The 25,186-nt window shown below is 38.3% G+C and carries 23 protein-coding genes; 9 read left to right on the forward strand and 14 right to left on the reverse strand.

Annotation, left to right across the window (positions count from 1 at the left end; translation table 11 throughout):
• Positions 1–46: 46 nt before the first annotated feature.
• The 10 genes from NSQ77_RS03010 to purB all read right to left on the reverse strand — a co-directional run bounded on the left by NSQ77_RS03010 (position 47) and on the right by purB (position 12,120).
• Positions 47–775, reverse strand: coding sequence for a FadR/GntR family transcriptional regulator (locus NSQ77_RS03010; protein ID WP_339228748.1), 729 nt, complete (start codon positions 773–775; stop codon positions 47–49).
• 23 nt (positions 776–798) lie between these two features.
• On the reverse strand, positions 799–2,781 hold the full coding sequence (locus NSQ77_RS03015) for a TRAP transporter permease (RefSeq protein ID WP_339228749.1): 1,983 nt from the start codon (positions 2,779–2,781) through the stop codon (positions 799–801).
• 36 nt (positions 2,782–2,817) lie between these two features.
• The gene (locus tag NSQ77_RS03020; protein WP_339228750.1) at positions 2,818–3,831 is read right to left on the reverse strand and encodes a TAXI family TRAP transporter solute-binding subunit; all 1,014 of its coding nucleotides are present in this window, start codon (positions 3,829–3,831) and stop codon (positions 2,818–2,820) included.
• Positions 3,832–4,078: 247 nt separating this feature from the next.
• Positions 4,079–5,335: a lactate racemase domain-containing protein gene (locus NSQ77_RS03025; protein ID WP_339228751.1), complete on the reverse strand. Its 1,257-nt coding sequence runs from the start codon at positions 5,333–5,335 to the stop codon at positions 4,079–4,081.
• A 243-nt stretch (positions 5,336–5,578) separates the two neighbouring features.
• The gene (purF, locus tag NSQ77_RS03030; protein ID WP_339228752.1) at positions 5,579–6,988 is read right to left on the reverse strand and encodes an amidophosphoribosyltransferase; all 1,410 of its coding nucleotides are present in this window, start codon (positions 6,986–6,988) and stop codon (positions 5,579–5,581) included.
• Complete coding sequence (purL, locus tag NSQ77_RS03035) at positions 6,964–9,192, reverse strand: phosphoribosylformylglycinamidine synthase subunit PurL (protein ID WP_339228753.1); 2,229 nt, start codon at positions 9,190–9,192, stop codon at positions 6,964–6,966. Before purL ends, purF begins: the two co-directional genes overlap by 25 nt.
• The gene (purQ, locus tag NSQ77_RS03040; protein WP_339228754.1) at positions 9,176–9,859 is read right to left on the reverse strand and encodes a phosphoribosylformylglycinamidine synthase subunit PurQ; all 684 of its coding nucleotides are present in this window, start codon (positions 9,857–9,859) and stop codon (positions 9,176–9,178) included. Before purQ ends, purL begins: the two co-directional genes overlap by 17 nt.
• Positions 9,856–10,107, reverse strand: coding sequence for a phosphoribosylformylglycinamidine synthase subunit PurS (gene purS / locus NSQ77_RS03045; protein WP_339228755.1), 252 nt, complete (start codon positions 10,105–10,107; stop codon positions 9,856–9,858). The genes purQ and purS overlap by 4 nt, the downstream gene beginning before the upstream one ends.
• Positions 10,104–10,814, reverse strand: coding sequence for a phosphoribosylaminoimidazolesuccinocarboxamide synthase (gene purC / locus NSQ77_RS03050; RefSeq protein WP_339228756.1), 711 nt, complete (start codon positions 10,812–10,814; stop codon positions 10,104–10,106). Before purC ends, purS begins: the two co-directional genes overlap by 4 nt.
• Position 10,815: 1 nt before the next feature.
• Positions 10,816–12,120 (reverse strand): adenylosuccinate lyase, encoded by a 1,305-nt coding sequence (purB, locus tag NSQ77_RS03055; RefSeq protein ID WP_339228757.1) that lies wholly within the window; start codon positions 12,118–12,120, stop codon positions 10,816–10,818.
• A gap of 324 nt (positions 12,121–12,444) precedes the next feature.
• Here purB and NSQ77_RS03060 point away from each other — a divergent pair, with 324 nt between their 5' ends.
• The 7 genes from NSQ77_RS03060 to NSQ77_RS03090 all read left to right on the forward strand — a co-directional run bounded on the left by NSQ77_RS03060 (position 12,445) and on the right by NSQ77_RS03090 (position 20,246).
• Positions 12,445–13,734, forward strand: a complete 1,290-nt coding sequence (locus NSQ77_RS03060) for an adenylosuccinate synthase (protein ID WP_339228758.1) — start codon at positions 12,445–12,447, stop codon at positions 13,732–13,734.
• Between the two features lie 217 nt (positions 13,735–13,951).
• Positions 13,952–15,682 carry an ABC transporter ATP-binding protein gene (locus NSQ77_RS03065; protein WP_339228759.1) on the forward strand — a complete coding sequence of 577 codons (1,731 nt, stop codon included), beginning with the start codon at positions 13,952–13,954 and terminating at the stop codon, positions 15,680–15,682.
• A complete protein-coding gene (locus tag NSQ77_RS03070; RefSeq protein ID WP_339228760.1) occupies positions 15,672–17,489 on the forward strand; it encodes an ABC transporter ATP-binding protein in 1,818 nt (605 codons plus the stop codon). Before NSQ77_RS03065 ends, NSQ77_RS03070 begins: the two co-directional genes overlap by 11 nt.
• A gap of 135 nt (positions 17,490–17,624) precedes the next feature.
• Positions 17,625–18,350, forward strand: a complete 726-nt coding sequence (locus tag NSQ77_RS03075) for an alpha/beta hydrolase-fold protein (protein ID WP_339228761.1) — start codon at positions 17,625–17,627, stop codon at positions 18,348–18,350.
• Between the two features lie 94 nt (positions 18,351–18,444).
• Positions 18,445–18,963, forward strand: coding sequence for a YjcG family protein (locus NSQ77_RS03080; protein WP_339228762.1), 519 nt, complete (start codon positions 18,445–18,447; stop codon positions 18,961–18,963).
• Positions 18,960–19,382: a GNAT family N-acetyltransferase gene (locus tag NSQ77_RS03085; RefSeq protein WP_339228763.1), complete on the forward strand. Its 423-nt coding sequence runs from the start codon at positions 18,960–18,962 to the stop codon at positions 19,380–19,382. The genes NSQ77_RS03080 and NSQ77_RS03085 overlap by 4 nt, the downstream gene beginning before the upstream one ends.
• 156 nt (positions 19,383–19,538) lie before the next feature.
• Positions 19,539–20,246, forward strand: a complete 708-nt coding sequence (locus NSQ77_RS03090) for a DUF421 domain-containing protein (protein ID WP_339228764.1) — start codon at positions 19,539–19,541, stop codon at positions 20,244–20,246.
• Between the two features lie 53 nt (positions 20,247–20,299).
• Here the strand turns inward: NSQ77_RS03090 and NSQ77_RS03095 are convergent, their stop codons facing one another.
• Complete coding sequence (locus NSQ77_RS03095) at positions 20,300–20,551, reverse strand: hypothetical protein (RefSeq protein ID WP_339228765.1); 252 nt, start codon at positions 20,549–20,551, stop codon at positions 20,300–20,302.
• Positions 20,552–20,776: 225 nt separating this feature from the next.
• Here NSQ77_RS03095 and NSQ77_RS03100 point away from each other — a divergent pair, with 225 nt between their 5' ends.
• Positions 20,777–21,262, forward strand: coding sequence for a CotY/CotZ family spore coat protein (locus NSQ77_RS03100; protein WP_339228766.1), 486 nt, complete (start codon positions 20,777–20,779; stop codon positions 21,260–21,262).
• Positions 21,263–21,312: 50 nt separating this feature from the next.
• Here the strand turns inward: NSQ77_RS03100 and NSQ77_RS03105 are convergent, their stop codons facing one another.
• Positions 21,313–21,810, reverse strand: coding sequence for a CotO family spore coat protein (locus NSQ77_RS03105; RefSeq protein WP_339228767.1), 498 nt, complete (start codon positions 21,808–21,810; stop codon positions 21,313–21,315).
• Positions 21,811–21,935: 125 nt separating this feature from the next.
• Positions 21,936–23,321 carry a magnesium transporter gene (gene mgtE / locus NSQ77_RS03110; RefSeq protein ID WP_339228768.1) on the reverse strand — a complete coding sequence of 462 codons (1,386 nt, stop codon included), beginning with the start codon at positions 23,319–23,321 and terminating at the stop codon, positions 21,936–21,938.
• Positions 23,322–23,558: 237 nt separating this feature from the next.
• Here mgtE and prpE point away from each other — a divergent pair, with 237 nt between their 5' ends.
• Complete coding sequence (prpE, locus tag NSQ77_RS03115; RefSeq protein WP_339228769.1) at positions 23,559–24,296, forward strand: bis(5'-nucleosyl)-tetraphosphatase PrpE; 738 nt, start codon at positions 23,559–23,561, stop codon at positions 24,294–24,296.
• Here the strand turns inward: prpE and NSQ77_RS03120 are convergent.
• Positions 24,287–25,177: an RluA family pseudouridine synthase gene (locus NSQ77_RS03120; RefSeq protein WP_339228770.1), complete on the reverse strand. Its 891-nt coding sequence runs from the start codon at positions 25,175–25,177 to the stop codon at positions 24,287–24,289. The two genes, prpE and NSQ77_RS03120, sit on opposite strands and share 10 nt — an antisense overlap.
• Between the last annotated feature and the right edge of the window lie 9 nt (positions 25,178–25,186).

Genomic DNA, 25,186 nt, shown 5'->3' on the forward strand with positions numbered 1-25,186 from the left:
GTTTAGGCATTTGCATATATATAACCAGATATATACACGAATATAATTAATGAATTTCATTGGTATTATTCTCTATAATAACGCGCTTATCTCCAAGTTTAATTCGGGCGTTTGTTAAATGTTCAGCTACTGCTGCCATTGCAGTTTGCGCATCTCGATTTTTGATCGCAAGGTAAATTTTTTCATGTTCAGCATAGACTGTTTTTCGTCGAACCTCCCAGCCTTGGTTTTTGGATAATGAAAACTGGACAGCTTTTAAGTGGAGATCCGATATATTATCCATCGTTTGCGTTAAAAAAGGGTTATAAGCCGAGCGAACAATAATTCGATGGAATGCATAATCGGCTTCAAACCCATTTATATAAGGGTCTTTAACAGTTTGACTAAAAGCTTCCAGGCTTGCTTTTAGATCAACTATATCCTCTTGCTTATGCCGCTTAGCAGCAAGATAAGCGGCATTTGATTCAACAATTGTACGTAATTCCAGCAAATTTTGTACCTCTTCTACTTTTATCATCTCAAAATGTACTTGCTTTAACATTTCTGCTACATTCACTTCTTTTATCCAGCTTCTACCACCCTGCCTGGACTCAATCAAACCACTTGCTGCTAAAACGCTTAATGCTTCTCGTATAGGTGAACGACTAACACCGAACATCTTAACGAGTTCATTCTCAGAGGGCAATTGACTGTTTGGAGGAAACTTGCCAGTCTTTATCATTTCTTTCAATTCCTCAAGCACCAATTCGGATACTTTCTTTCTTTCAATTTTCAACCATACCCATCTCCTTCTTCCAGTTAAGCACCAACCATTTTATCACCACTAGTGGCATTTTGTTTTAATTTGTTGGCCCGTAAAATATGCCACGTTAAAATAATTGCTCCAATTCCTAATCCAAATAAATCAGTTATTATGCCTGGTTTAATAAGCAAAAATGCAATTGCAAAAAAACCGATTCTCTCAATTATATTCAGCTTTATACTGAAGTAATTGAATGTAGCAATAGATAAAGCAAACACACCAAGTAATGCGGTTACAAAAACGATTAAGCCCTCCATAAATGTTGCTAACTCGCCTGCATCTGTCTGCATAACCATAATTGGATTGTATGCAATCATAAACGGAATAATAAAACCTGGTAGGCAGAGTTTTAAAGCAGTCCATGATGTCTTCATCGGATCGCCTCCAGATATACCGGATGCCGTGTAAGCAGCTAATGCTACAGGTGGAGTTATGTTGGATAGCGCACCAAACCAAAATACAAAAAAGTGAGCAGCAATTGGGTTTACGCCAGCTTCAACTAATGCAGGTGCTGCTGTAACTGCTACTACAATATAAAGTGCAGTTGAAGGCAATCCCATACTTAGCACAATACAAGTAATCATTACTAGAAATAAAATAACCGCTAAATTTCCGCCAGATATATCGATAATATTATATGCAAGTGTGGTTCCAAGCCCTGTCATCGTTATAACAGCAATTAGAATACCAACTGAAGCACAGGCAACTGTAACCTGAATGGTACCTTTTGCACCGTCTATTAATGTTTGAATAGCTTTTTTAAACGTAATTCGGTTTGTTTTATCCTTTGTTAACCAGCTGACAATAATTGCAGAAATAATACCTGAGAAACCTGCTACGATCGGGGTTTTACCGCTCAGCAATGTCCCTATTACAACAATCAGCGGAAGCAGCAATACGCCTCCCTCTTTTAAAACAGACCAGACCTGCGGAATAGAATCTTTACTAATCCCTTTAAGTCCTCGTTTTTTGGCTTCAATATCAATTGCAATTACTAATCCGCCATAATAAAGCAATGCGGGAATGATCGCAGCGATAATGATAATGTTATAGCTGACACCGAGAAATCCAGCCATAATGAATGCAGCTGCCCCCATAATTGGTGGCATAATCATCCCACCTGTTGATGCAGCAGCTTCAACTGCACCAGCAAATCTTGAATTTAATCCAATGCTCTTCATCAATGGAATCGTAAATGGACCAGTTGTTGCTACATTCGCAACTGCACTGCCACTCAATGAACCAGTTAGCGCACTCGATATTACTGCCACTTGAGCTGGACCGCCACGTCGCTGTCCGGCCAGGGCAATAGCTAAGTCATTGAATAGCTTGCTTGCACCACTCGCATTTAAAAAAGCGCCAAACAGAATAAACAGAATAATATAGGTCGTTGCAATCGATAAAGTCATTCCGAAGACGCCTTCCGTTGTCATATAAAAACGGAATAATAAACGCTCCAATGTAAATCCAGCATGACCCAGCACTCCCGGAAAATATGGACCAAATAAAGCGTATACAATCGCCATTAATGAAAGTAATGGTATGAATATTCCAATGCTTCTTCTTGCTACTTCCAGAAGTGCAATGATTGTAAGAGCTGCAAATACATAATCAATTGTAATTGCCTGGGAAATTCTAACACTATGAATGACAATATAGTTAAATAGAATATAAATGGTTCCGGACAAACCTGCAATAATCCATATGAAGTCAATCGTTGATACTTTTGTTTTATCACCTTTCTTCATTGCTGGGTATAAGGAGAATCCTAATATAAGCACAAATCCGAGAAAAATAATATTGCGGTAAATTTCTTGGATATTCATAAAGCTGTTCACATAGATAGCAAATAAGGATAGGCCTAATGCAACTGCAGCGATAATGTACGCTTGTATTCCTTTCAGCTTTCTAGCACCGCCGCCCCCCTCTTTGTCTGCATCTGCGTTTTGTGTATCTGTAGCAAGATTTTTATTTTCCATAAAGTCCACCATCCTTATTTTTAGTATTGTTGTTATTTACTTTTGAGATTCTTTCACTTCGACAGGGATAATCTCTTCTGGAATCTCTATTCCTTGCTCTTCAAAGTATTTGTAAGCACCAATATGAAGTGGGGCAGGCAAGCCTGTTAATGCTGTTTCTAAAGAAACATCTTTAGCTGAATTATGAATCTCATGCACTTTTTCAAGATTTTCAAACATTGCCTTCGTAAGCTCGTATACTAAATCTTCATCCATTTCTTTTGATAAGGCGATAAAATTCGGCTGTGCAATTGTGTGAATCTCTTCGCTTAATCCTGGATAAGTGTCAGCTGGTATAACATAACGCACCCACGCATTATGCAGTCCATTGATTGCTTCTAATTGCTCATCTGTTACTTCTAATACACTGGCATTCACTTTACTTGCATACATATCCATAATTGCTGAAACTGGCGTACCAGCTGGTAGTGATCCTCCAGATAGACGGCCATCACGCATAGCTGAAATCGTATCGTCATACCCTAAATACTCTGGGGTTATATCCTCCTTTGTTAAATCAATCCCTCGCATAATGACTAGTGTCGATTGCTCAGTACCACTCGCCTGGGGACCAACAGAGAAGGAATCACCTGCAATGTCTTCAATAGTTCCTGTTTTAACTCTGTTATTCATTAATACAAAGTGTTCCACATTCGGCCAGAGCACCGCCATTGACCGAAGATCCTTATAGGCATTATCCTCAAAAATTCCAGTGCCCTCGTAGGCTTGGGCTCCAATTAAACCTTGTAAGATCGCTAAATCCGCTTCATTTTTCCTGAGCAAATCAACATTTTCTACTGATCCAGCTGAGGATTGTCCGGTTGCCTTAAGTCCATCAATGGTTTCAGACCATAGATTTCCTATCCCTACACCAATCGGGTAATATGTACCTCCAGACGAAGCTGTTGCAATAGATATGTACTGAGTTCCGCCATTCGCTGTGCCGCAAGCAGAAATAGTAAGCGCTAACATAATTAATAATGGTAAAACAAACCTTTTTTTCAATTTCATTCAACTCCTCTATGTCTTCATGTAAATCATTTTTCCAAACTTGTATTACAAGTATATAATATGATAACTTTCAAAATCAATAGTTTTCTGAAAATAAATTATTATGCCCTAAATCTGAATTTAATTTGTTTGCTAAACAAATTATAAATGATGATTTCTCATTACTTAAAAAGCTGCTAAGTTATTATTCTTAGCAGCTTCGTAATACTTTTATGAAGCCCATTATCCGGACTCTCTTCACTTTGTATTATGTAAAGCTTAAAAGCCGGTATTTAAGTTCTTCATTTATGAATTCTAACTGCAGCTTACGCTCGATGCTATAATCGATAGCATTGCTGTCAATCTTCCTTAAAGCACTCTCTGAAACTAACATTTTATTTAAATGAAGGGTGTTTGGGATTTGGACGTAATCAACATCCTCCCGCTTAGCTTTTGGACCCAAGCTTTTAAATGCGTATTCTAACACCTGTCGTTCGGATGCATAATAAAGCGGAAACATTACGCGTCGTAAGAATGTACTAGTCAGCGCATTCATATAGGTAGCATTCCGGTTAATTTTATTAATTAATTTTTCCGTAGTGAAATCTGCCAGTCCAATTCCTTGTGCATTTCCAAATGATTGTTCGGATAAATCAAGCACTGCAAGACGCTTAATACAGGGCTCTTTCGGTTCGTCTACTCCATCAATGCGCCATCTGCCAATTATATTCGGGTCCATTCCAGTACCACTGTAGTTTTTCCCCATTTCCTCAACAACTAATAAATCAACCTCTTTTAATGGAAGGGTCGGCATAAGTTCTTTTGATTTTCTTAGAAGCTGTGATTCTTGCTCAAACCACTTATCCACTTCGATTCCTTGAATGATAGCTGTTTGATCATAGCTATTTTCAATAATAGCTAGCCCCATACATATTGGCGTATGATGTAAAGCATGCTTAGAAACAGCTAAAATATTTTGCTCCATATTCGCTGCCCCTTCGCTATGTACAAAACTTGCTCCCTTCTGTTTACCCAAACCGATTGCAACCATCTTGCTTAATCCACTTTCGACGCTTCCCCGAAATGCTGTATGTGCTTTAATTCGATTGACAACAATAATACCATCAGCATGGTATGCATGTTTATCCATATAAACAGGTAACCCTTCAGGTGTTGTAGCAAGATCCATCACTTCCATCGAAGAACGAATTGGCACACCCATGGCATCCTCTGTAATCCCTAAATAGCGAAGCACACCCATTTGCCCCTCCGCGGTTGCTCCACCATGGCTTCCCATAGCTGGTACAATAAATGGTCGATAACCATGCTCATCTAGATAATTAATAATCTCCCTTAAAATAACTACAATATTATTGATTCCACGACTTCCTGCTGTTATCGCTATTTCTGCGTCTATTGGAAGCGAATTCAATTGTTTGTTTGCTTTTAATTCAGATCTAATCTGCCCTTTAAGATCTGTTAGTTTTTCTCTCTTAAACTTTTGTTCGATCTCGTATAAAATCATGTTTAATCCCCCTCCTGTTCCCCCTCTATTTCTTTAATTTTAGCTTTTCGTTTTAATTAATCAAGTGAAATAACATGAATTGTCCCTAAAATTATTTAATTTACACAACTCTGGTATTAAAAAATAACAATAAAAAAGCACCTCAACGCTTGGTATAGTAGATTCTTGAAAATCACACAACCATACTGATGAGGTGTCTTCCAGTGACACTAAGCAACTAAATAAAGAATGTTGCATTAATTTCTAATAACTGCTATAAACTACCTCTTTCTCCACTATCTCTTTCACAGGATATTTCCCATTCATACATGCCATACATAGCCCTTGATTAAGAGAATCCCCTTTTAAAACAGCTCTTTCCAATCCTTCTTCTGACAAATAGGCAATACTGTCAGCACCGATTATTTCAGCTATTTCATCAATATTGTGATTCGCAGCAATGAGTTCATCTCTTGTTGACATATCAATCCCGTAATAACATGGGTTCTGAATGGGAGGAGCTGCGATTCGAACATGGACTTCTTTCGCTCCTGCATCTTTTAACATCTGGACGATTCGCTTGCTTGTCGTCCCTCGTACAATCGAATCATCAATCATAATCACACGTTTGCCTTCAATAATACCACGAACCGGTGCGAGCTTCATTTTTACACCTTGTTCCCGAAGTTCCTGTGATGGCTGGATAAATGTTCTGCCAACGTATCGATTTTTAATAATACCCATTTCATACGGTAATCCGCTTTCCTCTGCATATCCAATTGCGGAAGAAATACTGGAATCTGGAACACCAATAACGATATCCGCATCTTTTGGTGCTTCCTTCGCCAATTCCTTGCCCATTTGTTTGCGAGAAGCATGCACATTTACATCGTTCAGATTACTGTCTGGTCTCGCTAAATACACATATTCCATGGCACACATTCTTCGCTGATTACTTGCTGTAAATCTGATTGATTTTATTCCCTCATCATCAATGGTAATTAATTCTCCAGGCATTACTTCTCTTAAAAAGCTTGCACCGATTTGATCAAATGCACATGTTTCTGATGCTACAACATAAGCATTGCCAAGCATGCCGATTGATAACGGGCGAATACCTGTTGGATCAAGTGCTGCAAACATTTTATTTTCCGTTAAAATTAAATAAGCATAAGCACCGACCAATTGATTCAATGCATTGCCAATAGTCTCTTCATTAACATCTTGCCCGTCACGTTTCAGTAAATGCATTAGAACCTCTGTATCAGAAGACGTTTGAAAGATACTGCCTTGCTCTTCTAACAGTCCGCGTAGTTTATAAGCATTCACAATATTTCCGTTATGCGCGAGTGCTATACTTGCCTTTTGTCCACGGAACAACAATGGCTGTACATTTTCATACACTTTCTCCCCTTGTGTGGAATAGCGGACATGACCAATGGCAACACGTCCTTGCAATTGGTCAAACTTTGCATCCTTAAATACATCATTAACGAGACCTAATCCTTTGTGAACATTTAATTCTATTCCGTCATTCACAACAATTCCAGCACCTTCTTGCCCACGATGTTGCAGAGAATGAAGTCCATAATACGTTAATTCAGCTGCTTTCTCATGTCCCCAAATTCCAAATACACCACATTCGTCATTTATGCTTTTGATTTCAGCAAGCATGGGATAGCTCCCTTCCAGACTTTTTCGAGTTCCTGCACACTATCGTTTATCACTTCTGAACTGTTTACGAGTACTTTAAGCATTCCGTTATCTGTAACCGTACCAACTGCTTTAGCATCCTGCACCATATCTTCAAACTTCTTAGCATTCTCTTTGCTTACGGATACGACAAATCGCGATTGTGATTCACTAAATAATGCAACGGTTGCATCACCTGCTAATTCAACAGTTGTACCTAATCCCTTGTCACTAAAAACACTTTCCGCTAATGCGACTGCTAAGCCACCTTCAGCTACATCATGTGCAGATTGAACCAGCCCCGATTGAATTGCTGTTAGCAACTCTTTTTGTCGTTTCGCTTCTACATCTAAATCAATTACAGGTGCTTTTCCTTCATATTTTCCTTGTGTTACATTTTGCAATTCGCTTCCGCCAAATTCTGCTTTAGTTTCTCCAATCACATAAACGACATCTCCTGCACGTTGGAAAAAGCTTGGCGTAATATGTTCTAATGACTCATATAAGCCAACCATTCCTACAATCGGGGTTGGGAAAATAGATTTTCCTTTTGATTGATTATAAAGGGAAACATTTCCACTAATAACAGGTGTTTCAAGCGCTTGACATGCCGAACTCATGCCTGCTACACTTTTCTCCATTTGCCAGAAAATTTCTGGGTTTTGCGGATTACCGAAATTCAGCCCATCGGTTAATCCAAGCGGTTTTGCCCCAGAGCAGACAATGTTTCGCGCTGCTTCTGCGACTGCAATTTTACCACCTGTTTCAGGGTCTAAATAGATGTAACGCGAATTGCAATCGGTTGTAATCGCAAGTGCTTTATCATACCCTTTAATCCGAAGTACAGCTGCGTCTGACCCAGGTGTAACGACCGTGTTCGTTTGTACCATATAATCATATTGATCATAAACCCATTCTTTACTTGCGATTGTTGGCTGCTGTAGTAAGTTCTTTAACATATCTCCATGATGTTGAACTTCTGGAACTTTGCTTTCCATCTTTTGAAATGCGTTAAAATACTCCGCTTCCTTTGACGGCATATGATAAACAGGTGCATCATCTGCTAGAGAGTCAACAGGAATATCAGCCACTACTTCGCCATGATGTTTAATTCGAAACACCTTTTCTTCCACTACTTTACCGACAGGAACGGCATTCAATCCATATTTCTCGAAGACATCGATAATTTCCTGTTCTCGTCCTCGTTTCACACATAACAGCATCCGTTCCTGTGATTCCGATAGCATCATTTCATATGCAGTCATATTTAATTCACGCTGCGGGACAAGATCGAGGTCCATTTCCAATCCTGTACCTGCTTTGCTTGCCATTTCCGATGCAGAAGATGTAAGTCCCGCTGCTCCCATATCTTGCATTCCAACTAAAGCATCTGAATGAATAACTTCCAAACATGCTTCAATAATAAGCTTCTCCATAAATGGATCACCAACTTGAACAGATGGACGCTTCTTATCTGTATCTTCTCCTAAGTCGTCGGACGCAAATGTTGCTCCATGAATGCCATCACGTCCAGTCGCAGGACCTGCATAGAGGATCGTATTTCCAATACCCTTGGCTTGACCTTTCTGGATATCATTGTGGTTAATTAGCCCAATACCCATCGCATTAACGAGCGGGTTCTCTTCATAGCTATCATCAAATTGAACGTCACCGCCAACAGTTGGAACTCCCACGCAGTTCCCGTATCCAGCAATCCCATTTACTACTTCTCTAAAAAGATATTTCGTACGTTCAGATGTTAAATTTCCGAAACGGAGGGAATTCATGACCGCAATTGGGCGTGCACCCATTGAAAAAATATCACGAAGAATTCCACCAACACCTGTTGCTGCCCCTTGATACGGTTCTACTGCAGATGGGTGGTTATGACTTTCCACTTTAAAAACAACTGCTTGATTATCACCAATATCAATAACCCCTGCGCCTTCCCCAGGACCTTGGAGCACATTAGTTGCCTTCGTTGGGAACTTTTTCAACAAGGTTTTAGACGTTTTATAACTGCAATGCTCAGACCACATAACAGAAAATATTCCCGTTTCGGTGAAGTTCGGACGGTGATTCAGAATTTCTTTTACCCTGTCGTATTCCTCGTCGCTTAACCCCATTTCTTGATAGATTTTCTTCTCCTCGATTTGCTCTGGGCTCCATTCACGCGTTTGTAACATAAGCTTGCCTCCAATTATTAATTATGGACTCGAATAATCTCACACCGTCATCACTACCTACCAGTGCTTCCACCGCACGCTCTGGATGAGGCATCATCCCAAGCACATTCCCCTGTTTATTGGTAATTCCTGCGATATCAGCTACCGACCCATTGGGGTTACGTTGGTATGTAAAAACAATTTGATTATTTGCTTTTAGTTCAGCTAATGTTTCCTCATTACAAAAGTAATTTCCTTCCCCGTGCGCAATTGGAAACTCGACGATTTCTCCTTTTTCATACCCTGTGGTAAACATTGTTTTATTATTTTCTACGATGATATTTTCCTGACGACACAGGAAGGATAGCTGTTTATTCTTCATTAACGCTCCTGGCAGTAAACCGGATTCTGTTAAGACTTGGAATCCATTACAAACCCCCAGTACTGGCTTTCCTTTTTCTGCATGCTCCTTCACTTGTGTCATCACCTCTGATGTTGCAGCGACAGCACCAGTTCGTAGGTAATCTCCATAAGAAAAGCCGCCCGGGAGCAAAATAGCATCATAGTCTTCTAGATTACTATTTTGATACCAGACTAAATCTGCTTCTTTTCCGAGAATATCTTTTATCGCATGATACATATCCCGATCACAGTTCGACCCTGGAAAAACAATGACTGCAAATTTCACGACTGGACGGCCTCCTCGATTTCAAATCGGTAATCTTCCATTACCGGATTCGCTAGTAATTTATCACACATTTTTGTGACACGAGCTTCTAAATTAGGACCATCTTCTATATTTAATTCAATAACTTTCCCAACTTTTGCTTCTTTTACTTCTTCAAAACCTAATGAATGCAATGACTCACCGATCGCTTTTCCTTGTGGATCCAGCACACCTGCTTTTAATGTGATATAAACCGTTACTTGTTTCATACGTTTGCCTCCAGTCGATTTAAAATCTCTTCATAAACTGTAATTAAGTTTCCTGTATTTTGCCTGAAAACATCTTTATCTAATTTCTCTTTTGTATCTTTATCCCATAACCGACAAGTGTCTGGTGATATTTCATCGGAAAGAATAATGGTGTCCCTCATTTTTCCAAACTCTAATTTAAAATCTACTAATAGCACGTTTAAACCTGTAAATAACTCCATTAAAAGCTGATTAATTTGAAGTGCTTTTGTTTTTATTTCTTGTAATTCGCTTGGTGTAATCTCTGTTAAAAAATATGCCTGGTCGTCATTAATTAAGGGATCACCGAGTTCATCCTTTTTATAGTACAATTCCACAAGTGGTGGGCTAAGTTCCGTTCCCTCATCTATCCCTAATCGTTTTGTAATACTTCCTGTTGCAAGGTTTCGAACTACAACTTCAAGTGGGATGATTTCCGTTTTATGTACAAGCTGTTCTGTTTCGTTTAATTGCTGGATAAAATGAGATTCCATTCCTTTATCACGAAGGTATTCAAAAATCCGTGATGAAATTTCATTATTTAACCGACCTTTTCCAATGAAAGTAGCTTTTTTTTCACCATTAAAAGCTGTTGCATCATTTTTATAGGCTAAAACTAATTTCCCTTGCTGGCCCTGTGCTTGATAGACCTTCTTTGCTTTCCCTTCATATAAAAGTTCAGCTTTCATGTTATTCCCCTTCCACTAGTCCAATTCGGTCAAATATAAGGTCAACATTTTTCAAATGCCAAGTCGCATCGAAACAATCATCAATTTCCTCTTGCGTAAGCATGTTGCTAATCTGTATATCCTGTTCCACAAGCTGCTTAAAGTGTGTTTCTGTTTCCCATGCTTCCATCGCTTTTGGTTGCGTGATATCGTACGCTGTTTCCCTCGCCATTCCTTTATCAATTAATTTAAGCAATACGCGTTGGGAAAAAATAACTCCATAGGTTTTATCGATAGTGCGCTTCATATTCTCTGGGAACACAGTTAAATTCTGAACAATATTGCTGAAGCGATTGAGCATATAGTTGAGTGCAATCGTAGCGTCTGGTATAATCACACGCTCTGCAGATGAATGGGAAATATCACGTTCATGCCATAGGCTGACATTTTCATAAGCAGTCATCATATATCCTCGAATGACACGCGCCATCCCTGTCATGTTCTCTGAACCAATCGGGTTTCGTTTATGCGGCATTGCGGATGATCCTTTTTGACCTTTAGCAAACCTTTCCTCTACTTCTCTTGTTTCTGTCTTTTGCAGCCCACGAATTTCGGTTGCAAATTTTTCAATAGATGTTGCGATTAAGGCAAGTGTTGATATATAGACAGCATGGCGATCACGCTGTAGGGTTTGTGTTGAGACAGGTGCAGGTGAGAGTCCTAATTTTCGGCAAACATACTCCTCCACAAATGGATCAATGTTTGCATACGTTCCAACAGCTCCAGATAGTTTTCCAAATTCTATATTTTTAGCTGCTGCTTCAAAACGCTCTAAATTACGTTTCATTTCTTCATACCAAAGGGCAATTTTGAGACCAAATGTTGTCGGTTCTGCATGCACACCATGTGTCCGCCCCATCATAACGGTATGTTTATGTTCAATGGCTTTATTTTTTAGGATTCGAATGAAGTTGTGTAAGTCTTTACGAAGGATTTCATTTGCTTGTTTGATTTGGTAAGAAAGTGCTGTGTCGACCACGTCTGTAGAAGTTAACCCATAGTGAACCCATTTGCGTTCCTCACCTAATGTTTCGGATACTGCACGTGTAAAGGCAACAACATCATGGCGAGTTTCTTGCTCAATTTCATAGATTCGCTGAATATTATAAGATGCGTTTTTCCAAAGTTTTTTCACATCTTCTTTAGGAATGACACCACGTTCACTCCATGCTTCACATGCTAAGATTTCAACCTCTAACCATGCTTTGAACTTATTGTCTTCCTTCCAAATAGCTCCCATTTCCTCTCGAGTATAACGTTCAATCAATGTTTTTCCTCCTCGTATCCCCAAATTTCACCATTCGGTTTCCGTTATAATCAAAAAAATTACAAACTTGTATTATCTCCCAATTACAACGTAAGGGTTATATACTTTTCATGCGATTATATTAGCAATATTTTAATTTAACGTCAATAAAATTCATACGTTAAATTAATAAAATTTAAAAACGTATGTATTTTAGGTTGACACATCTTTTTCCAAAAAGTAAAATAAACTCGTCAAAAATATTTAGACAATAAAAAAGTATTAAACTTTACCATCTAGAAAAATCGGGACGAACATTAAATTAAATCATTGGAGTGAAGGCCTATGTCATCAGTAGTCGTAGTTGGAACACAATGGGGCGATGAAGGAAAAGGGAAAATCACTGATTTTTTGTCGCAGCACGCTGAAGTTGTTGCTAGATATCAAGGTGGGGACAATGCAGGTCATACCATTAAATTTGATAATACAACATATAAACTACATTTAATCCCCTCAGGAATCTTTTTCAAAGAAAAAATGTGTGTGCTGGGTAATGGAATGGTCATTAATCCAAAGGCCTTTGTTGATGAAATAGACTATTTGCATAAACACAATATAACAACAGAAAACCTTCGTATCAGCAATCGTGCACATATTATCTTACCTTATCATCTAAAGCTGGATATATTGCAGGAAGAAGAAAAAGGTGCTAATAAAATCGGCACAACGAAAAAGGGAATTGGTCCTGCCTACATGGATAAAGTTGCTCGTATTGGAATTCGTGTCGCAGATTTACTAGATAAAGAAGTTTTCCTTGAAAAATTAGAGCAAAACGTAAACGAGAAAAATCGTATATTTGAAAAAGTATACGGAGTCGAACCAATGATTACAGAGGCTATTTTAAACGAATATTTTGAGTATGGACAAAGGATGGCAAAATATGTTTGCGATACATCTGTTGTGCTAAATGATGCGTTGGATGAAGGAAAACGCGTTTTGTTTGAAGGCGCACAAGGTGTTATGCTGGATATTGACCAGGGTACATATCCATTTGTAACGTCCTCAAGCCCAATTGCTGGTGGAGTAACCATTGGATCTGGTGTCGGTCCAAGTAAAATAAACCATGTTGTTGGTGTATCAAAAGCATATACTACCCGTGTCGGTGATGGTCCTTTCCCTACAGAATTGCAGGATGAAATTGGAAATCAAATCCGTGAAGTAGGAAGAGAATATGGAACAACAACTGGAAGAGCACGCCGAATAGGCTGGTTTGACAGTGTTGTCGTACGTCATGCACGACGAGTTAGTGGAATTACGGATCTTTCTTTAAATTCCATTGATGTTTTAACAGGAATTAAGACATTAAAAATTTGTACTGCATATAGGTATCAAGGAGAAATAATGAAGGAATTCCCAGTAAGTCATAAAACTCTTGCAGAATGTGAACCTGTTTATGAAGAAATGCCAGGATGGACAGAAGATATAACAGGCGTGAAAAGCTTACATGAACTTCCTGTAAATGCGCGGCATTATTTGGAACGCATCTCCCAATTAACAGAAATTCCATTGTCCATCTTCTCTGTTGGTCCAGACCGTTCACAAACCAATGTTGTAAAAAGTGTGTATCGTTCTTAATTAAAAAGCACTAATAGACAATTCCACAAATAGATCCATTTAGAAGTATAAAGTGATACCTCTAAATGGATCTTTTTGTACCTCTTCACGTTCACTTTCCAATAAAGCTCCTCGCGAATCATTTCGATACTCGAAATAGAATAGTGGATAAAATCCTTTTCTCGCCTTATAATAGTAAAAAAATTGTTTTATATCTGAGATTGTAGGTGGGTCACGATTGAGAAATGTCTTTTCCTTTTTAAAACCGTATAAGCTCCCTGCTGTAGCAGCTTTCATCTTAATGCTAGTTGAGCTCGCAGTAGAATTACTCCTTCCTCTATTTTTAGGTTTAATGATTAACCAGGGGGTTCTCAATCAAGATTTAAATAACATTGTGATGTGGGGCTCTATTATGATTGGTCTTGCATTCCTTGCATTACTAGCAGGTATTACGAATTCCTTTTTCTCTTCACACGTCAGCATTGGTTTCGGCTATGACATCCGACAGAATCTATTTGAAAAAATTCAGGCTTTTTCCTTTGCAAATCTGAACCAGTATCCAACCTCAGGTTTAGTCACCAGGTTCACAAATGATATTAGGCAAATTCAAAATACAATATTTATGGCATTGCGAATTATGGCAAAAGCTCCATTAATCGTAATCGGTGGTGTTTTGATGGCATTCATCGTAAATGCCAAACTTGCAACCATTTTCTTAATCACCGTGCCATTACTTGTCATCTTTTTACTTTACGTCCTTAAGTTAGCGAGTAAAATGTTTGCCAATGTTCAAAGCAATGTAGACCAAGTAAACCGAGTGATGCAAGAAAACCTTGCAGGAATGCGACTCATTAAGGCATTTACACGAAGGGACTTTGAAGAAGTTCGATTTATGGAAGCGAATACTGGACTTGCAGACACTACACGTAAGACTTTTCGCTTTGTTGAATCGTCGATGCCTATACTTCTATTTGTTATGAACGTAAGCATCATTGTTATTCTTTGGTTTGGAAATCAACAAATGGTTAATGGTAATGCAAATGTTGGTGAAGTCGTTACAATGGTCAATTACGCCCTGCGTGTTGCGATGGCGATTTCTATGTTCTCTTTTATCATCATGGCACTTTCAAGAACGAAAGCTTCTGCACTACGGGTTGATGAGGTACTGTCTCTAGAAGTCGATCTTGTTGATCATGCAGAAGCAGATAAGCAAAAAGCCGTCACTCGTGGAAAGGTAGAATTTAATCACGTTTCATTCATCTATCCAGGTGCAGCCATGTCTACATTAAAAGATATCTCATTTAAGGTTAATCCAGGAGAAAGATTCGCTGTAATCGGGGCAACTGGCTCTGGTAAAACATCTTTATTTCAGCTCATGCCGCGATTATACGATGTTCACAAAGGAAATATCCTTGTCGATGATAAACCTATTACTTCTTATAGCTTTGACCAGATTCGCAGCAGCATTGGATATGTCCCGCAAAGTCCCCTATTATTTTCAGGGTCCATTAAAGATAATATTTCATGGGGGAAAAACGATGCGACGATAGAAGAGATTATGCAAGCTGCCAAAGACGCACAAATTCACGAAACCATTATGGGGCTGCCAAATCAATATGACACAAGAGTCGGGCAAAAAGGCGTTAACCTTTCCGGTGGTCAGAAACAGCGTATTTCAATTGCACGAGCCTTGATTCGCAAACCAAAAATTTTAATGCTTGATGACAGCACAAGCGCGCTTGATTTAGCAACTGAATCCCGACTCCTTACTGCGATTGAAACTTATAATTGCACCATTTTTATAATTACACAAAAAATTTCCACAGCAAGTACAGCAGATCGCATTATGGTTCTAGATGAAGGCAAAATTCTTGCTACAGGGACGCATCAAGAGTTATTGCAACTTTCAAGTTTGTATAGAGCAATCGTTGAATCACAATTCGGAAAGGAGTATGAACATGTCCAGTAATCAATTAAAAGCTCCTTTTCAATATGAAAAAATCCCACTTGAAAATGTAACGGTAGATAACAAGAAAAAGGCAAAAAATATGAGCAATACATTAAAACGATTATGGAATTATTTAGCTGTAGAGAAAGGTAAGCTGATCCTTGTAATCCTAATGGTGACGATAAGCTCTGTTCTAGGCCTTCTCGGTCCATTTATGGTAGGTATGGCAATCGATGATTATATCGTAACACAAGAAGCAGCAGGTCTTGGAATGCTATTAATTGGCCTAATCATTGTCTATTTGTTCCACTCTTTATCTATCTTCCTACAAAACTATTGGATGATTGGTATTGCGCAGAATACCGTGTATACGTTACGTAAAGACCTTTTCAAACAGTTCCACCGGCTGCCGATTTCATATTTTGATAAACGGCAGCACGGAGACCTGATGAGTCGCTTAACGAACGATATTGACAACGTGAATAATACACTCAATCAATCCGTCATCCAGGTTTTCGCCAGTGTTTTAACATTAATTGGAACTGTTGCGGTAATGCTCTATTTAAGTCCAATCTTAACGGTTGTAACCATGTCTGTTATTCCCGCCATGTTTCTCGCCATGCGTTGGATTACCAAACGCACGGGCCCTCTATACAAGTTACAGCAAAATGATCTGGGTGAAGTGAACGGATATGTGGAAGAAATTGTTTCTGGTCAGCATATTGTTAAAACATACTCACAGGAAGAAAAAGTAATTCGATGGTTCGAAAAGCACAATCATAGCCTCAAACGAACTGGTTTCTGGGCACTTACATTCGCCGGATTTATTCCAAAGATCATGAATATGCTTAACTTCTTAAGCTTTGCTTTAATCGCATTAGTTGGAGGAATTCTCGTCATTGTTTACGACCAACAACTCGTAACGGTTGGGATTATTGTTATCTTCACCGAATATGCACGTCAGTTCACACGGCCGCTTAATGAGCTATCAAACCAATTTAATCTTCTGCTTTCATCAATTGCCGGTGCTGAACGAGTATTTCAAGTCATGGATGAAACAGAGGAAGAATCTGATGAAACAAATGCAATTGAATTGGAAAACACAAAAGGAAATATTAAATTTAAAGATGTAACCTTTGGTTATGAGGATACAGCCATATTAAAAGGAATTGATTTTGAAGCAAGACCTGATGAGACAGTAGCATTTGTTGGTCACACTGGTGCAGGCAAAACAACGATTATTAATCTGATTTCGCGTTTCTATAACTATAATTCAGGGAAAATCACAGTAGATGGGATTGATTTAAAAGCAATTAAACGTAGCAGTCTCAGGCAGCATATGGCATTTGTACTCCAGGACCCCTTCCTCTTTCACGGTACCGTTCGGGAAAATATTCGCTATGGAAAACTTCATGCAACAGATAAAGAAGTAGAGGCAGCAGCGATGAATGCGAATGCTCATGATTTCATAGTAAAGCTACCAAATAGTTATGATACAATCCTCGATCAAGATGGCAGTGGGATTAGTCAAGGTCAAAAGCAATTATTAACAATTGCACGAGCTCTGCTTGCAGCACCCTCTATTTTAATATTAGACGAAGCAACCAGTAATATTGACACAATTACTGAGATGAAAATTCAAGATGCATTAAAACGGTTGATGGTTGGCAGAACAAGCTTTGTTATTGCTCATCGATTAAATACAATTCAAGAGGCTGATACAATTATCATGCTTGAGAATGGGGAAATTATTGAACAAGGCAACCATGATGAACTTATTAACCAAAAAGGCAGCTATTACCGACTTTACAAAGGACAACTACATTAAGCTCCTGAAAAGATATTCCATAATGGAATAGAACAGCCATACGTTCATTTCAATAGGTGACAGATGCTGCTTGTTAGTGATAGACTATGGTTAAATACGTGCAGATTGATTAATAGAAAGCCTGAGGTGTATATTTTGGGTAGAAAAGGTACGATGCTCGTTAAGGACATTGATAGCCACCTTCTGAATGAAAAAATGTCCGTTCACATTTATCAACCGGAATCATTCTCCCCGCTTTATAAATATAATATTTGCATTATGCAGGACGGGAATGATTATTTTCAAATGGGAAGGGTTGCAACACTCAGCGACAAGCTTCATGACAGCTTCGAAATTACAAATACTGTGTTTGCCGGAATCCATTACAAAGATAAATATGATCGCAGAAAAAAGTATCATCCAAGTGGTGAACAAAATAAAGCTTATACGAAATTTCTCGTCCATGAAGTTGTTCCTTTATTAGATGAGCTGATTCCAGGCTACCATATGGGACAGTCTAGAGCTTTAATGGGTGACTCCTTAGCAGGTACACTTGCATTAGTGACCGCACTTAAGTATCCCAATACATTTGGTAAAATCATCATGCAATCACCATACGTAGATGAACAAGTATTGGAAGCTGTAAAAAAATCTGCATCCCTTGATTCCATGGATATTTACCATACTATTGGCAGGCTGGAAACAGAAGTTCAGATGACTGACGGCAATAAAGCAGATTTTGTAGAGCCAAACCGCAAGCTCAATCAACTATTGCAGGAAAAAGGAGCAACCTATTATTACGATGAGCTAGAGGAAGGAAAACATACGTGGAAGTATTGGCAGCAAGATATGCCGCGAGTTCTCACTACAATGTTTAATTAATTCTTTTCCTTTGTAATTTTTGCTATACTTAACATTAAATAATGACAGCACTTATTCATCATTAAAATTAACTACGATGCAGGAGGTTTTATTAATGAATTATGGTATTGCAATTTTCCCATCGAAGCCAATTCAGGATCAAGCAAATGCATACAGAAAACGGTATGATCCTCATTATGCTTTAATTCCGCCACACATCACGCTGAAAGAATCTTTTGAAGCAAATGATGATAAATTGGATGAATTGATTAAGGAAATGAAACATATTGCCAATGAGACAGATCCATTTACCATTTATATTAATAAAGTCAGTTCGTTTTCGCCAGTCACGAATACGATTTACTTTAAGGTGGAACCCGTTCAAGCTTTATTGGATTTACAAGCTAAAATGCATCTAGGGAAATTTGAGGATAACAATGAGCATCCATTTGTCCCGCATATTACAATTGCTCAGGATCTTGTACATGATGAATATTCCGATGTTTTCGGCAGATTGAAAATGGAATCGTTTCAGTTTGAAGATACAATTGATCGTTTCCAATTACTATACCAGTTAGATAACGGATCATGGACTGTCTATGAAACATTTGTGTTTGGAAAGGAACAGGTATGAATTTAAAAACAGTAGAGACAAAAAAAGAACTGCAAGATGCTTATCAAGTTCGGATGGAAGTTTTTGTTGATGAACAAAACGTTCCTCCAGAAGAAGAAATAGATGACTTTGAAGCAACTGCAACACATTTTGTAATGTATGACCAGGATAAGCCTATTGCTGCAAGTCGCCTGCGATTTGTTGATGAATATGGAAAACTGGAGCGTATTTGTGTACTAAAAACATATCGCGGAAAATCCTGCGGTAAACAGCTTATTGATGCAATGGAGAAGACAATTGCTCATAAGGGATATCAAAAGGCAAAGTTGAATGCTCAAACACACGCTGAGGATTTTTATAAAAAGTTAGGATATCAAACCATATCCGGGGAATTTTTGGATGCCGGTATTCCACATATTACGATGGTCAAGGAGCTTTAACAATTTGCGCGCTGCAATCTTGCAGCGCGTTTTTTCTTTAAACAATTTGGATCATTTACATACTATAGTTTTTTATTCTCCATATCATTAACACATTAAATTTCCTTTCCTGGTTACACTAAGCCTTAAATGTTTTAAACAGGAGGGCAATAAATCATGCATGAATATTTAACGATGTTTTATGAGCTTGTTTTCGGCTTTTTTGCTCTTTTTGTTGCAACGAAGGTATTGGGAAAAACACAAATTTCGCAAATAACAGCATTTGATTTTATATCTGCCCTACTGTTGGGAGAACTCGTCGGCAACGCTTTATTTGATCCACAGGCTGGTGTTCTGGAAATTGCTTTTGTGGTGGCCGTTTACGGTATTTTGATGTATGTTACAGAAATTATTACTCAAAAATTTAAAGGTACCCGCAGCTTTATCGAAGGAAATCCGGCAATTGTTATTTATAATGGAAAATTAATACGCGATACTATGAAAAAGAATAAACTTGATATTGATCAATTGCAGCATTTACTACGTGAGAAGGATACATTTTCAATACGTGAAGTCGAGTTTGCAATCTTAGAAGCAAATGGTTCACTATCTGTGTTAAAAAAATCCGATTATCAAAACCCTACGAGAAAAGACATGAAGCTTGCTTCACAGGATGTTGATTTATCAACAACTTTAATTAATGACGGAGAAATTATATATGATAATTTAAATGAGAAGAACTTAAACGAGGAATGGTTAATGGAGCAATTAATTGAACAAGGATATAATCGAATAGAAGATGTATTCTATGCGGAGTACACGAAAGGACAGAAAATGCTTATACTTCCTTACACTAATCGAAACCATCAAAAATGGGAACCATAAGAATTTTTGAGACCCTTTCAATAAAAAACGCTACAATAAAGTAGCGTTTTCTTTTATATATAATTATTAATGTGCATCCCCTTTCCAGTTAATTCTCCAAATAAATCCCCGGCCACCCCTCGAGCATCATATTGACGCATGTTTCCCCTGTTAAACGCGTCATATTTGGCTGAAATTTCTTGATGCTCTTTTTCAAGAATTACTTTAAAAGGGCTTTCGATAAAATGCTTGTTCCCCTTCTCATGTATGGTTCTTCTCTGATAATCATTATATTGAAAGTGCGTTATCGGTAAAATATAACTCATTCCCCCACCCCTTATCAGATTATTTAAAATATATATACGTATAACATATAAGATTATTGTCCGTTCAGCAACTATTTATATATCCCCTTTTTTATAAACGTAATCTCCTTATTATTTTTAGCGGTTTATTCTCCATCCATAAAACTCGGTTAAATGCCCACACAATCCAAGTAAAGGCACATATCCTATAAAGGAAAGTAAATACTTTTGAGAGGAGCTATTTTCATGGGATGTGGGAAAAATAATGATTCTGGAAATTGTGTTGTAGATATCCTTAAAGACATTGTAGACGCACAAAATGATATCGTGGAAAATTGCTGTGACACGAGCTGTGATGAATCCATTAGCGATCTACTCGGTGAGAATGATAATGGTAATGGTTTAGATACAGTACCAATAATTTTATATTGTAAAGATGGCTGTAAACCATTTAAGGGATTTGGTGCTCTAAAAGAGAGAAGAAATAAAATCGGACCAATTCTTGCTAGCTTTATTTTTAGAGTGAAAAAAGTCGACAAAGTTCATTGTGCTGTCCTTGAACTTCTGCTAAAAGACGGTGAAAATACTGGATGTGAACATTTGAAGTGTCCTACGGATCAAAGCACAGATAAACTTCGCGCAACAGGTATTTGTATAACAGTTGACCTAGATTGCTTCTGCCATGTAACTTGTCTTCCAGCAATCGATGCATTCAATCGAGACTTTCACTAATATTGCAAAAACACCATTTAGGGGGAATACCCTCTAAATGGTGTTTTTCTTTAAAATCCAAGTATTTGCACTTCTGTAATTTCATCAATCGCTATTTGTACTGGTGCAGATCGATTTCCAGTTTTGAATACGACTCCTTCTTCTTGCTTTCCAAGCATAATGCCGCGATATGTTTTCCCCTTTGTTCTTATTTCACATCTAACCTGTGGAGCAAACTTTGGTCGGTTTAGAAAATAATCGATACGTTCCTGAATATCCATTTCCTTAAAATGTTTACGTCGCTCTCTTGAAGCTACATGTTGCTGCTCTTCATTATTTTGACTGCTTTCCATTTTTTTCTCTTCGTTTTCATCTGAAGCTTCCCCTTGACGGAACGCATGGTGTCTGCGATTAGTTCTCTTTGGCATATGCATTGCTTCTGGACTGCTTTGGTCTTGTTTCGCTTTCATTTGCCCCATATAATTATGCTGCATTGGTGCCTTTGTCGACCCAATATCGGGTTGATGAATATATAGCAATGGCTCATTCGCAAACTTTTTTTCACTCATGTATAATCTCCCCTTCTTATTTCCTCAACCCATTATATGAACCCAAGAAATGAAATGTGTTGCCCACCCAGACAAGGCCACATATAAAAACAGCTCCTTCCAAACGGAAGAAGCTGTTTTAGCAATTAGATTAAATATCTCATAAACGTCGTTGCCATTCCAAAGTATATTAGAATTGAAATAATATCATTAATTGTTGTAATAAAGGGACCTGAAGCTACTGCTGGGTCGATATTAAATTTATGCATGAGCATCGGTATCAATGAGCCTGCAAGTGTTGCAACCAGTAATGAAGCTAGAATGGAAACACCAACGAGCAGACCTAGGAAAAGATTTCCTTGCCATAGATAAATAACTATCGCTATTAAAATACCACATACAGTTCCCGTAATTAATCCAGTAACCGCCTCACGTAAAATTAATTTCATCTTACCTTCTTTATCATAATCACCAGTAGCAATCCCTCTTACTGCCACTGCAAGTGCTTGCGTTCCAGTATTTCCTGCCATTCCAGCAATTAATGGTATAAAGATGGCTAGAACTGCTACTTGATTTAGTGTTTCCTCAAACCTGCCAATCAAGCTAGCTGTAAAAAGACCTAAAAATAGTAAAATGACAAGCCATGGCAAGCGTCGTTTAGCTGATGTCAATGCGGTATCATCTCGTTTATCGGTGTCAGACATCGCAGCAAGACGGGAATAGTCTTCGCTCGCTTCCTCTTCCATAACATCCAGAATATCATCGACAGTAATGATTCCTAATAAATGATATTGAAAGTCAACAACTGGCAACGCAAGAAAATCATAATCTCTAAACATTTGCGCTACTTCTTCCTGGTCTTTCGCAACAGAAACTGCAACGACACTCCCACTCATAATTTCCTCAATTCGGGTATCTTCATCTGCGATAATCAAGTCACGAATAGAAAGAACACCAACTAAGCGTTTCGCATCATCGAGAACGAATAAATAATAAATCGTTTCTGCATCCGGCGCTTCCTTTTTTAAAAGCTGCATTGTTTCTTTTACTGTTTCATTTTGATAGATAGCGACATACTCTGTCGTCATAATACTACCAGCAGTTTTTTCTTCATAATGCAGCAATTGTTTTATTTCTTCTGCTGCATCTTTTTCCATTATGGTTAGAAAACTAGCGACTTCTTCCTTATCTAATTCATTCAACACATCGACCGCATCATCCGCAGGCATTTTCGAGAATACCATTGCAGCATAGCGGGGATCCATCTCAATAAAAAAATCTGTTACATCTTCCAGTTCTATATTGATCATGATTTCAGCAATTTCTTCAGGTGATAAGTAAGAATATATATTCATTCGATTCGGTTTATCTTGCTCCTGGAAAAAAATAGCTCGATCATATGGATGCATATCAAGAAATTTCGTTCGAAAACCTTCCATTTTTTCCTCTAGCAAGAGGTTTTGTACTTCCTCAAATCGTTCTCTCACTTTTTCCTCATATCGTTCCTCATGCCTATCCTGTTTCACGCTCATCTTACCACTTCCTTTCCCAAACGCAGCGACAATCATTCTTATATTAATTCCCTAGATGGAGATAAATAAAACAATGCCACTTCTTTTATATTCAAATTAATACGAATGTGATGTAAGGGGGATATCAGCAACCTATTGCTGATATTACATCTATATTTACTTATGCTAAATGCACACTGTGCTATTATATGAAGCAAGACTGAAATAATCTCACTTTTTTAGATTGGAGTGTTACCCTTGAAAATTGATATTATCGGCGATATCCATGGCTGCTTCGATGAATTGCAATCCTTATTCAAAGCATTGGATTACGAGCAAAAAGGAGATATCTTTGTCCATCAAAATAATCGAATACCAGTATTTCTGGGAGATATCACCGACCGCGGCCCTAACTCTATAGCAGTTATCGAACTTGTATATCAGATGGTTGCAAATCATAAAAAAGCACTTTATGTTCCAGGAAATCATTGCAATAAGCTATATCGTTATTTCCTAGGCAATAATGTCCAGCAAAAACATGGTTTAGAAACAACAGTCGCTGAATATGAAGCTCTCCCTGCAAGGGAACAGAAATTTGTCCAAAAGCAATTTCTCACACTTTATGAGCAGGCGCCTCTTTATTTGCAGTTGCCAGAACTGAACGTTATTATCGCTCATGCAGGGATAAAAGAAAACCTGATTGGCCGTACCGATAAAAAGGCCAAAACCTTCGTATTGTATGGCGATATTAGTGGTGAGTTTGACAGCAGCGGACGACCGATTCGCAGGGACTGGGCAAAACACTACCACGGGAAAGTTTGGATTGTTTATGGACATACACCAGTAATGGAGCCGCGTATCCTAAATAAAACAATAAATATTGACACTGGATGTGTATTCGGCAACCAATTAACAGCGTTTCGTTTGCCTGAGGAAAAAATCATATCTGTTCCATCCCAGCAACCACTGTTGGAAGAAAAGTTCACCTACTTCTGATGGTGGTGCTGTTCTAATAGTTTTTTCATATCTTCAGGTAGCATCGATTGGATTGTTATGTTTTCTTTCGTAATTGGGTGTTCAAACGAAAGCTCATAACAATGCAATGCCTGTCTATTGATACTTTGTAAAGATCCACCATATAAATCATCTCCCACTAATGGATGACCACAGTGGGAGAAATGAACACGAATTTGATGAGTTCTGCCCGTCTCCAGCTCTATCTCAACCATCGTATTTTTTCCAACTTCAGATCTTTTTTTATAGTGCGTTATTGCCTGTTTTCCACTTTCATGAACCATGCGTTCAATAATAGAACCTGCTTTGCGCGCTATTGGGGCATCAATGGTTCCTGCATCTGCCGCTAAATGCCCTTCCACAAACGCAATATATGTACGTTTCACCTGATTCAACTGCTGCTGTTTCGACAGTAATGAGTGGCTGTATCTATCCTTTGCAACTAACACGAGACCAGATGTGTCACGATCCAATCGCGTTACAACATGTACAGTAAACCTGCAATCATTTCGCGTGTAATAACCAATTATCCCATTTGCCATTGTACCTATTGGATGGTTCTTGGAAGGCATCGTTGCCATTCCCGCGGGTTTATCAATAACAATCACAGCTTCGTCTTCATAAGCAATATTTAGATTTATATTTTCAGGCTGCAGACTATCGCTTACCTTTTCAGCAGGAAAACGAATTTCTAACACATCCCCCTCGACCAAAATATAGCGAACACTCCTTTCCATGTCATTTACAAGGAGTTTTCCTTCCTGCTTTATTGCAATAAGTATTCTCCTTGAAAAACCATGAACAGCTTGCAAATAATCACGGATGGTTAATCCAGCGTGATTTTTCTCGATTACCCAATTCATTTTGCTAAA

The organism is Oceanobacillus sp. FSL K6-2867, assembly GCF_037963145.1.
GTDB lineage: Bacteria > Bacillota > Bacilli > Bacillales > Amphibacillaceae > Oceanobacillus.

Excerpts from the sequence above, each read along its gene's own strand:
- NSQ77_RS03015 (WP_339228749.1), bottom strand. The coding sequence starts at position 2,781 with ATGGAAAATAAAAATCTTGCTACAGATACACAAAACGCAGATGCAGAC.
- NSQ77_RS03020 (WP_339228750.1), bottom strand. The coding sequence starts at position 3,831 with ATGAAATTGAAAAAAAGGTTTGTTTTACCATTATTAATTATGTTAGCG.
- NSQ77_RS03025 (WP_339228751.1), bottom strand. The coding sequence starts at position 5,335 with ATGATTTTATACGAGATCGAACAAAAGTTTAAGAGAGAAAAACTAACA.
- purF (WP_339228752.1), bottom strand. The coding sequence starts at position 6,988 with ATGCTTGCTGAAATCAAAAGCATAAATGACGAATGTGGTGTATTTGGA.
- purL (WP_339228753.1), bottom strand. The coding sequence starts at position 9,192 with ATGTTACAAACGCGTGAATGGAGCCCAGAGCAAATCGAGGAGAAGAAA.
- purS (WP_339228755.1), bottom strand. The coding sequence starts at position 10,107 with ATGAAACAAGTAACGGTTTATATCACATTAAAAGCAGGTGTGCTGGAT.
- purC (WP_339228756.1), bottom strand. The coding sequence starts at position 10,814 with ATGAAAGCTGAACTTTTATATGAAGGGAAAGCAAAGAAGGTCTATCAA.
- NSQ77_RS03060 (WP_339228758.1), top strand. The coding sequence starts at position 12,445 with ATGTCATCAGTAGTCGTAGTTGGAACACAATGGGGCGATGAAGGAAAA.
- NSQ77_RS03070 (WP_339228760.1), top strand. The coding sequence starts at position 15,672 with ATGTCCAGTAATCAATTAAAAGCTCCTTTTCAATATGAAAAAATCCCA.
- NSQ77_RS03080 (WP_339228762.1), top strand. The coding sequence starts at position 18,445 with ATGAATTATGGTATTGCAATTTTCCCATCGAAGCCAATTCAGGATCAA.
- NSQ77_RS03085 (WP_339228763.1), top strand. The coding sequence starts at position 18,960 with ATGAATTTAAAAACAGTAGAGACAAAAAAAGAACTGCAAGATGCTTAT.
- NSQ77_RS03090 (WP_339228764.1), top strand. The coding sequence starts at position 19,539 with ATGCATGAATATTTAACGATGTTTTATGAGCTTGTTTTCGGCTTTTTT.
- NSQ77_RS03095 (WP_339228765.1), bottom strand. The coding sequence starts at position 20,551 with ATGAGTTATATTTTACCGATAACGCACTTTCAATATAATGATTATCAG.
- NSQ77_RS03100 (WP_339228766.1), top strand. The coding sequence starts at position 20,777 with ATGGGATGTGGGAAAAATAATGATTCTGGAAATTGTGTTGTAGATATC.
- NSQ77_RS03105 (WP_339228767.1), bottom strand. The coding sequence starts at position 21,810 with ATGAGTGAAAAAAAGTTTGCGAATGAGCCATTGCTATATATTCATCAA.
- mgtE (WP_339228768.1), bottom strand. The coding sequence starts at position 23,321 with ATGAGCGTGAAACAGGATAGGCATGAGGAACGATATGAGGAAAAAGTG.
- NSQ77_RS03120 (WP_339228770.1), bottom strand. The coding sequence starts at position 25,177 with ATGAATTGGGTAATCGAGAAAAATCACGCTGGATTAACCATCCGTGAT.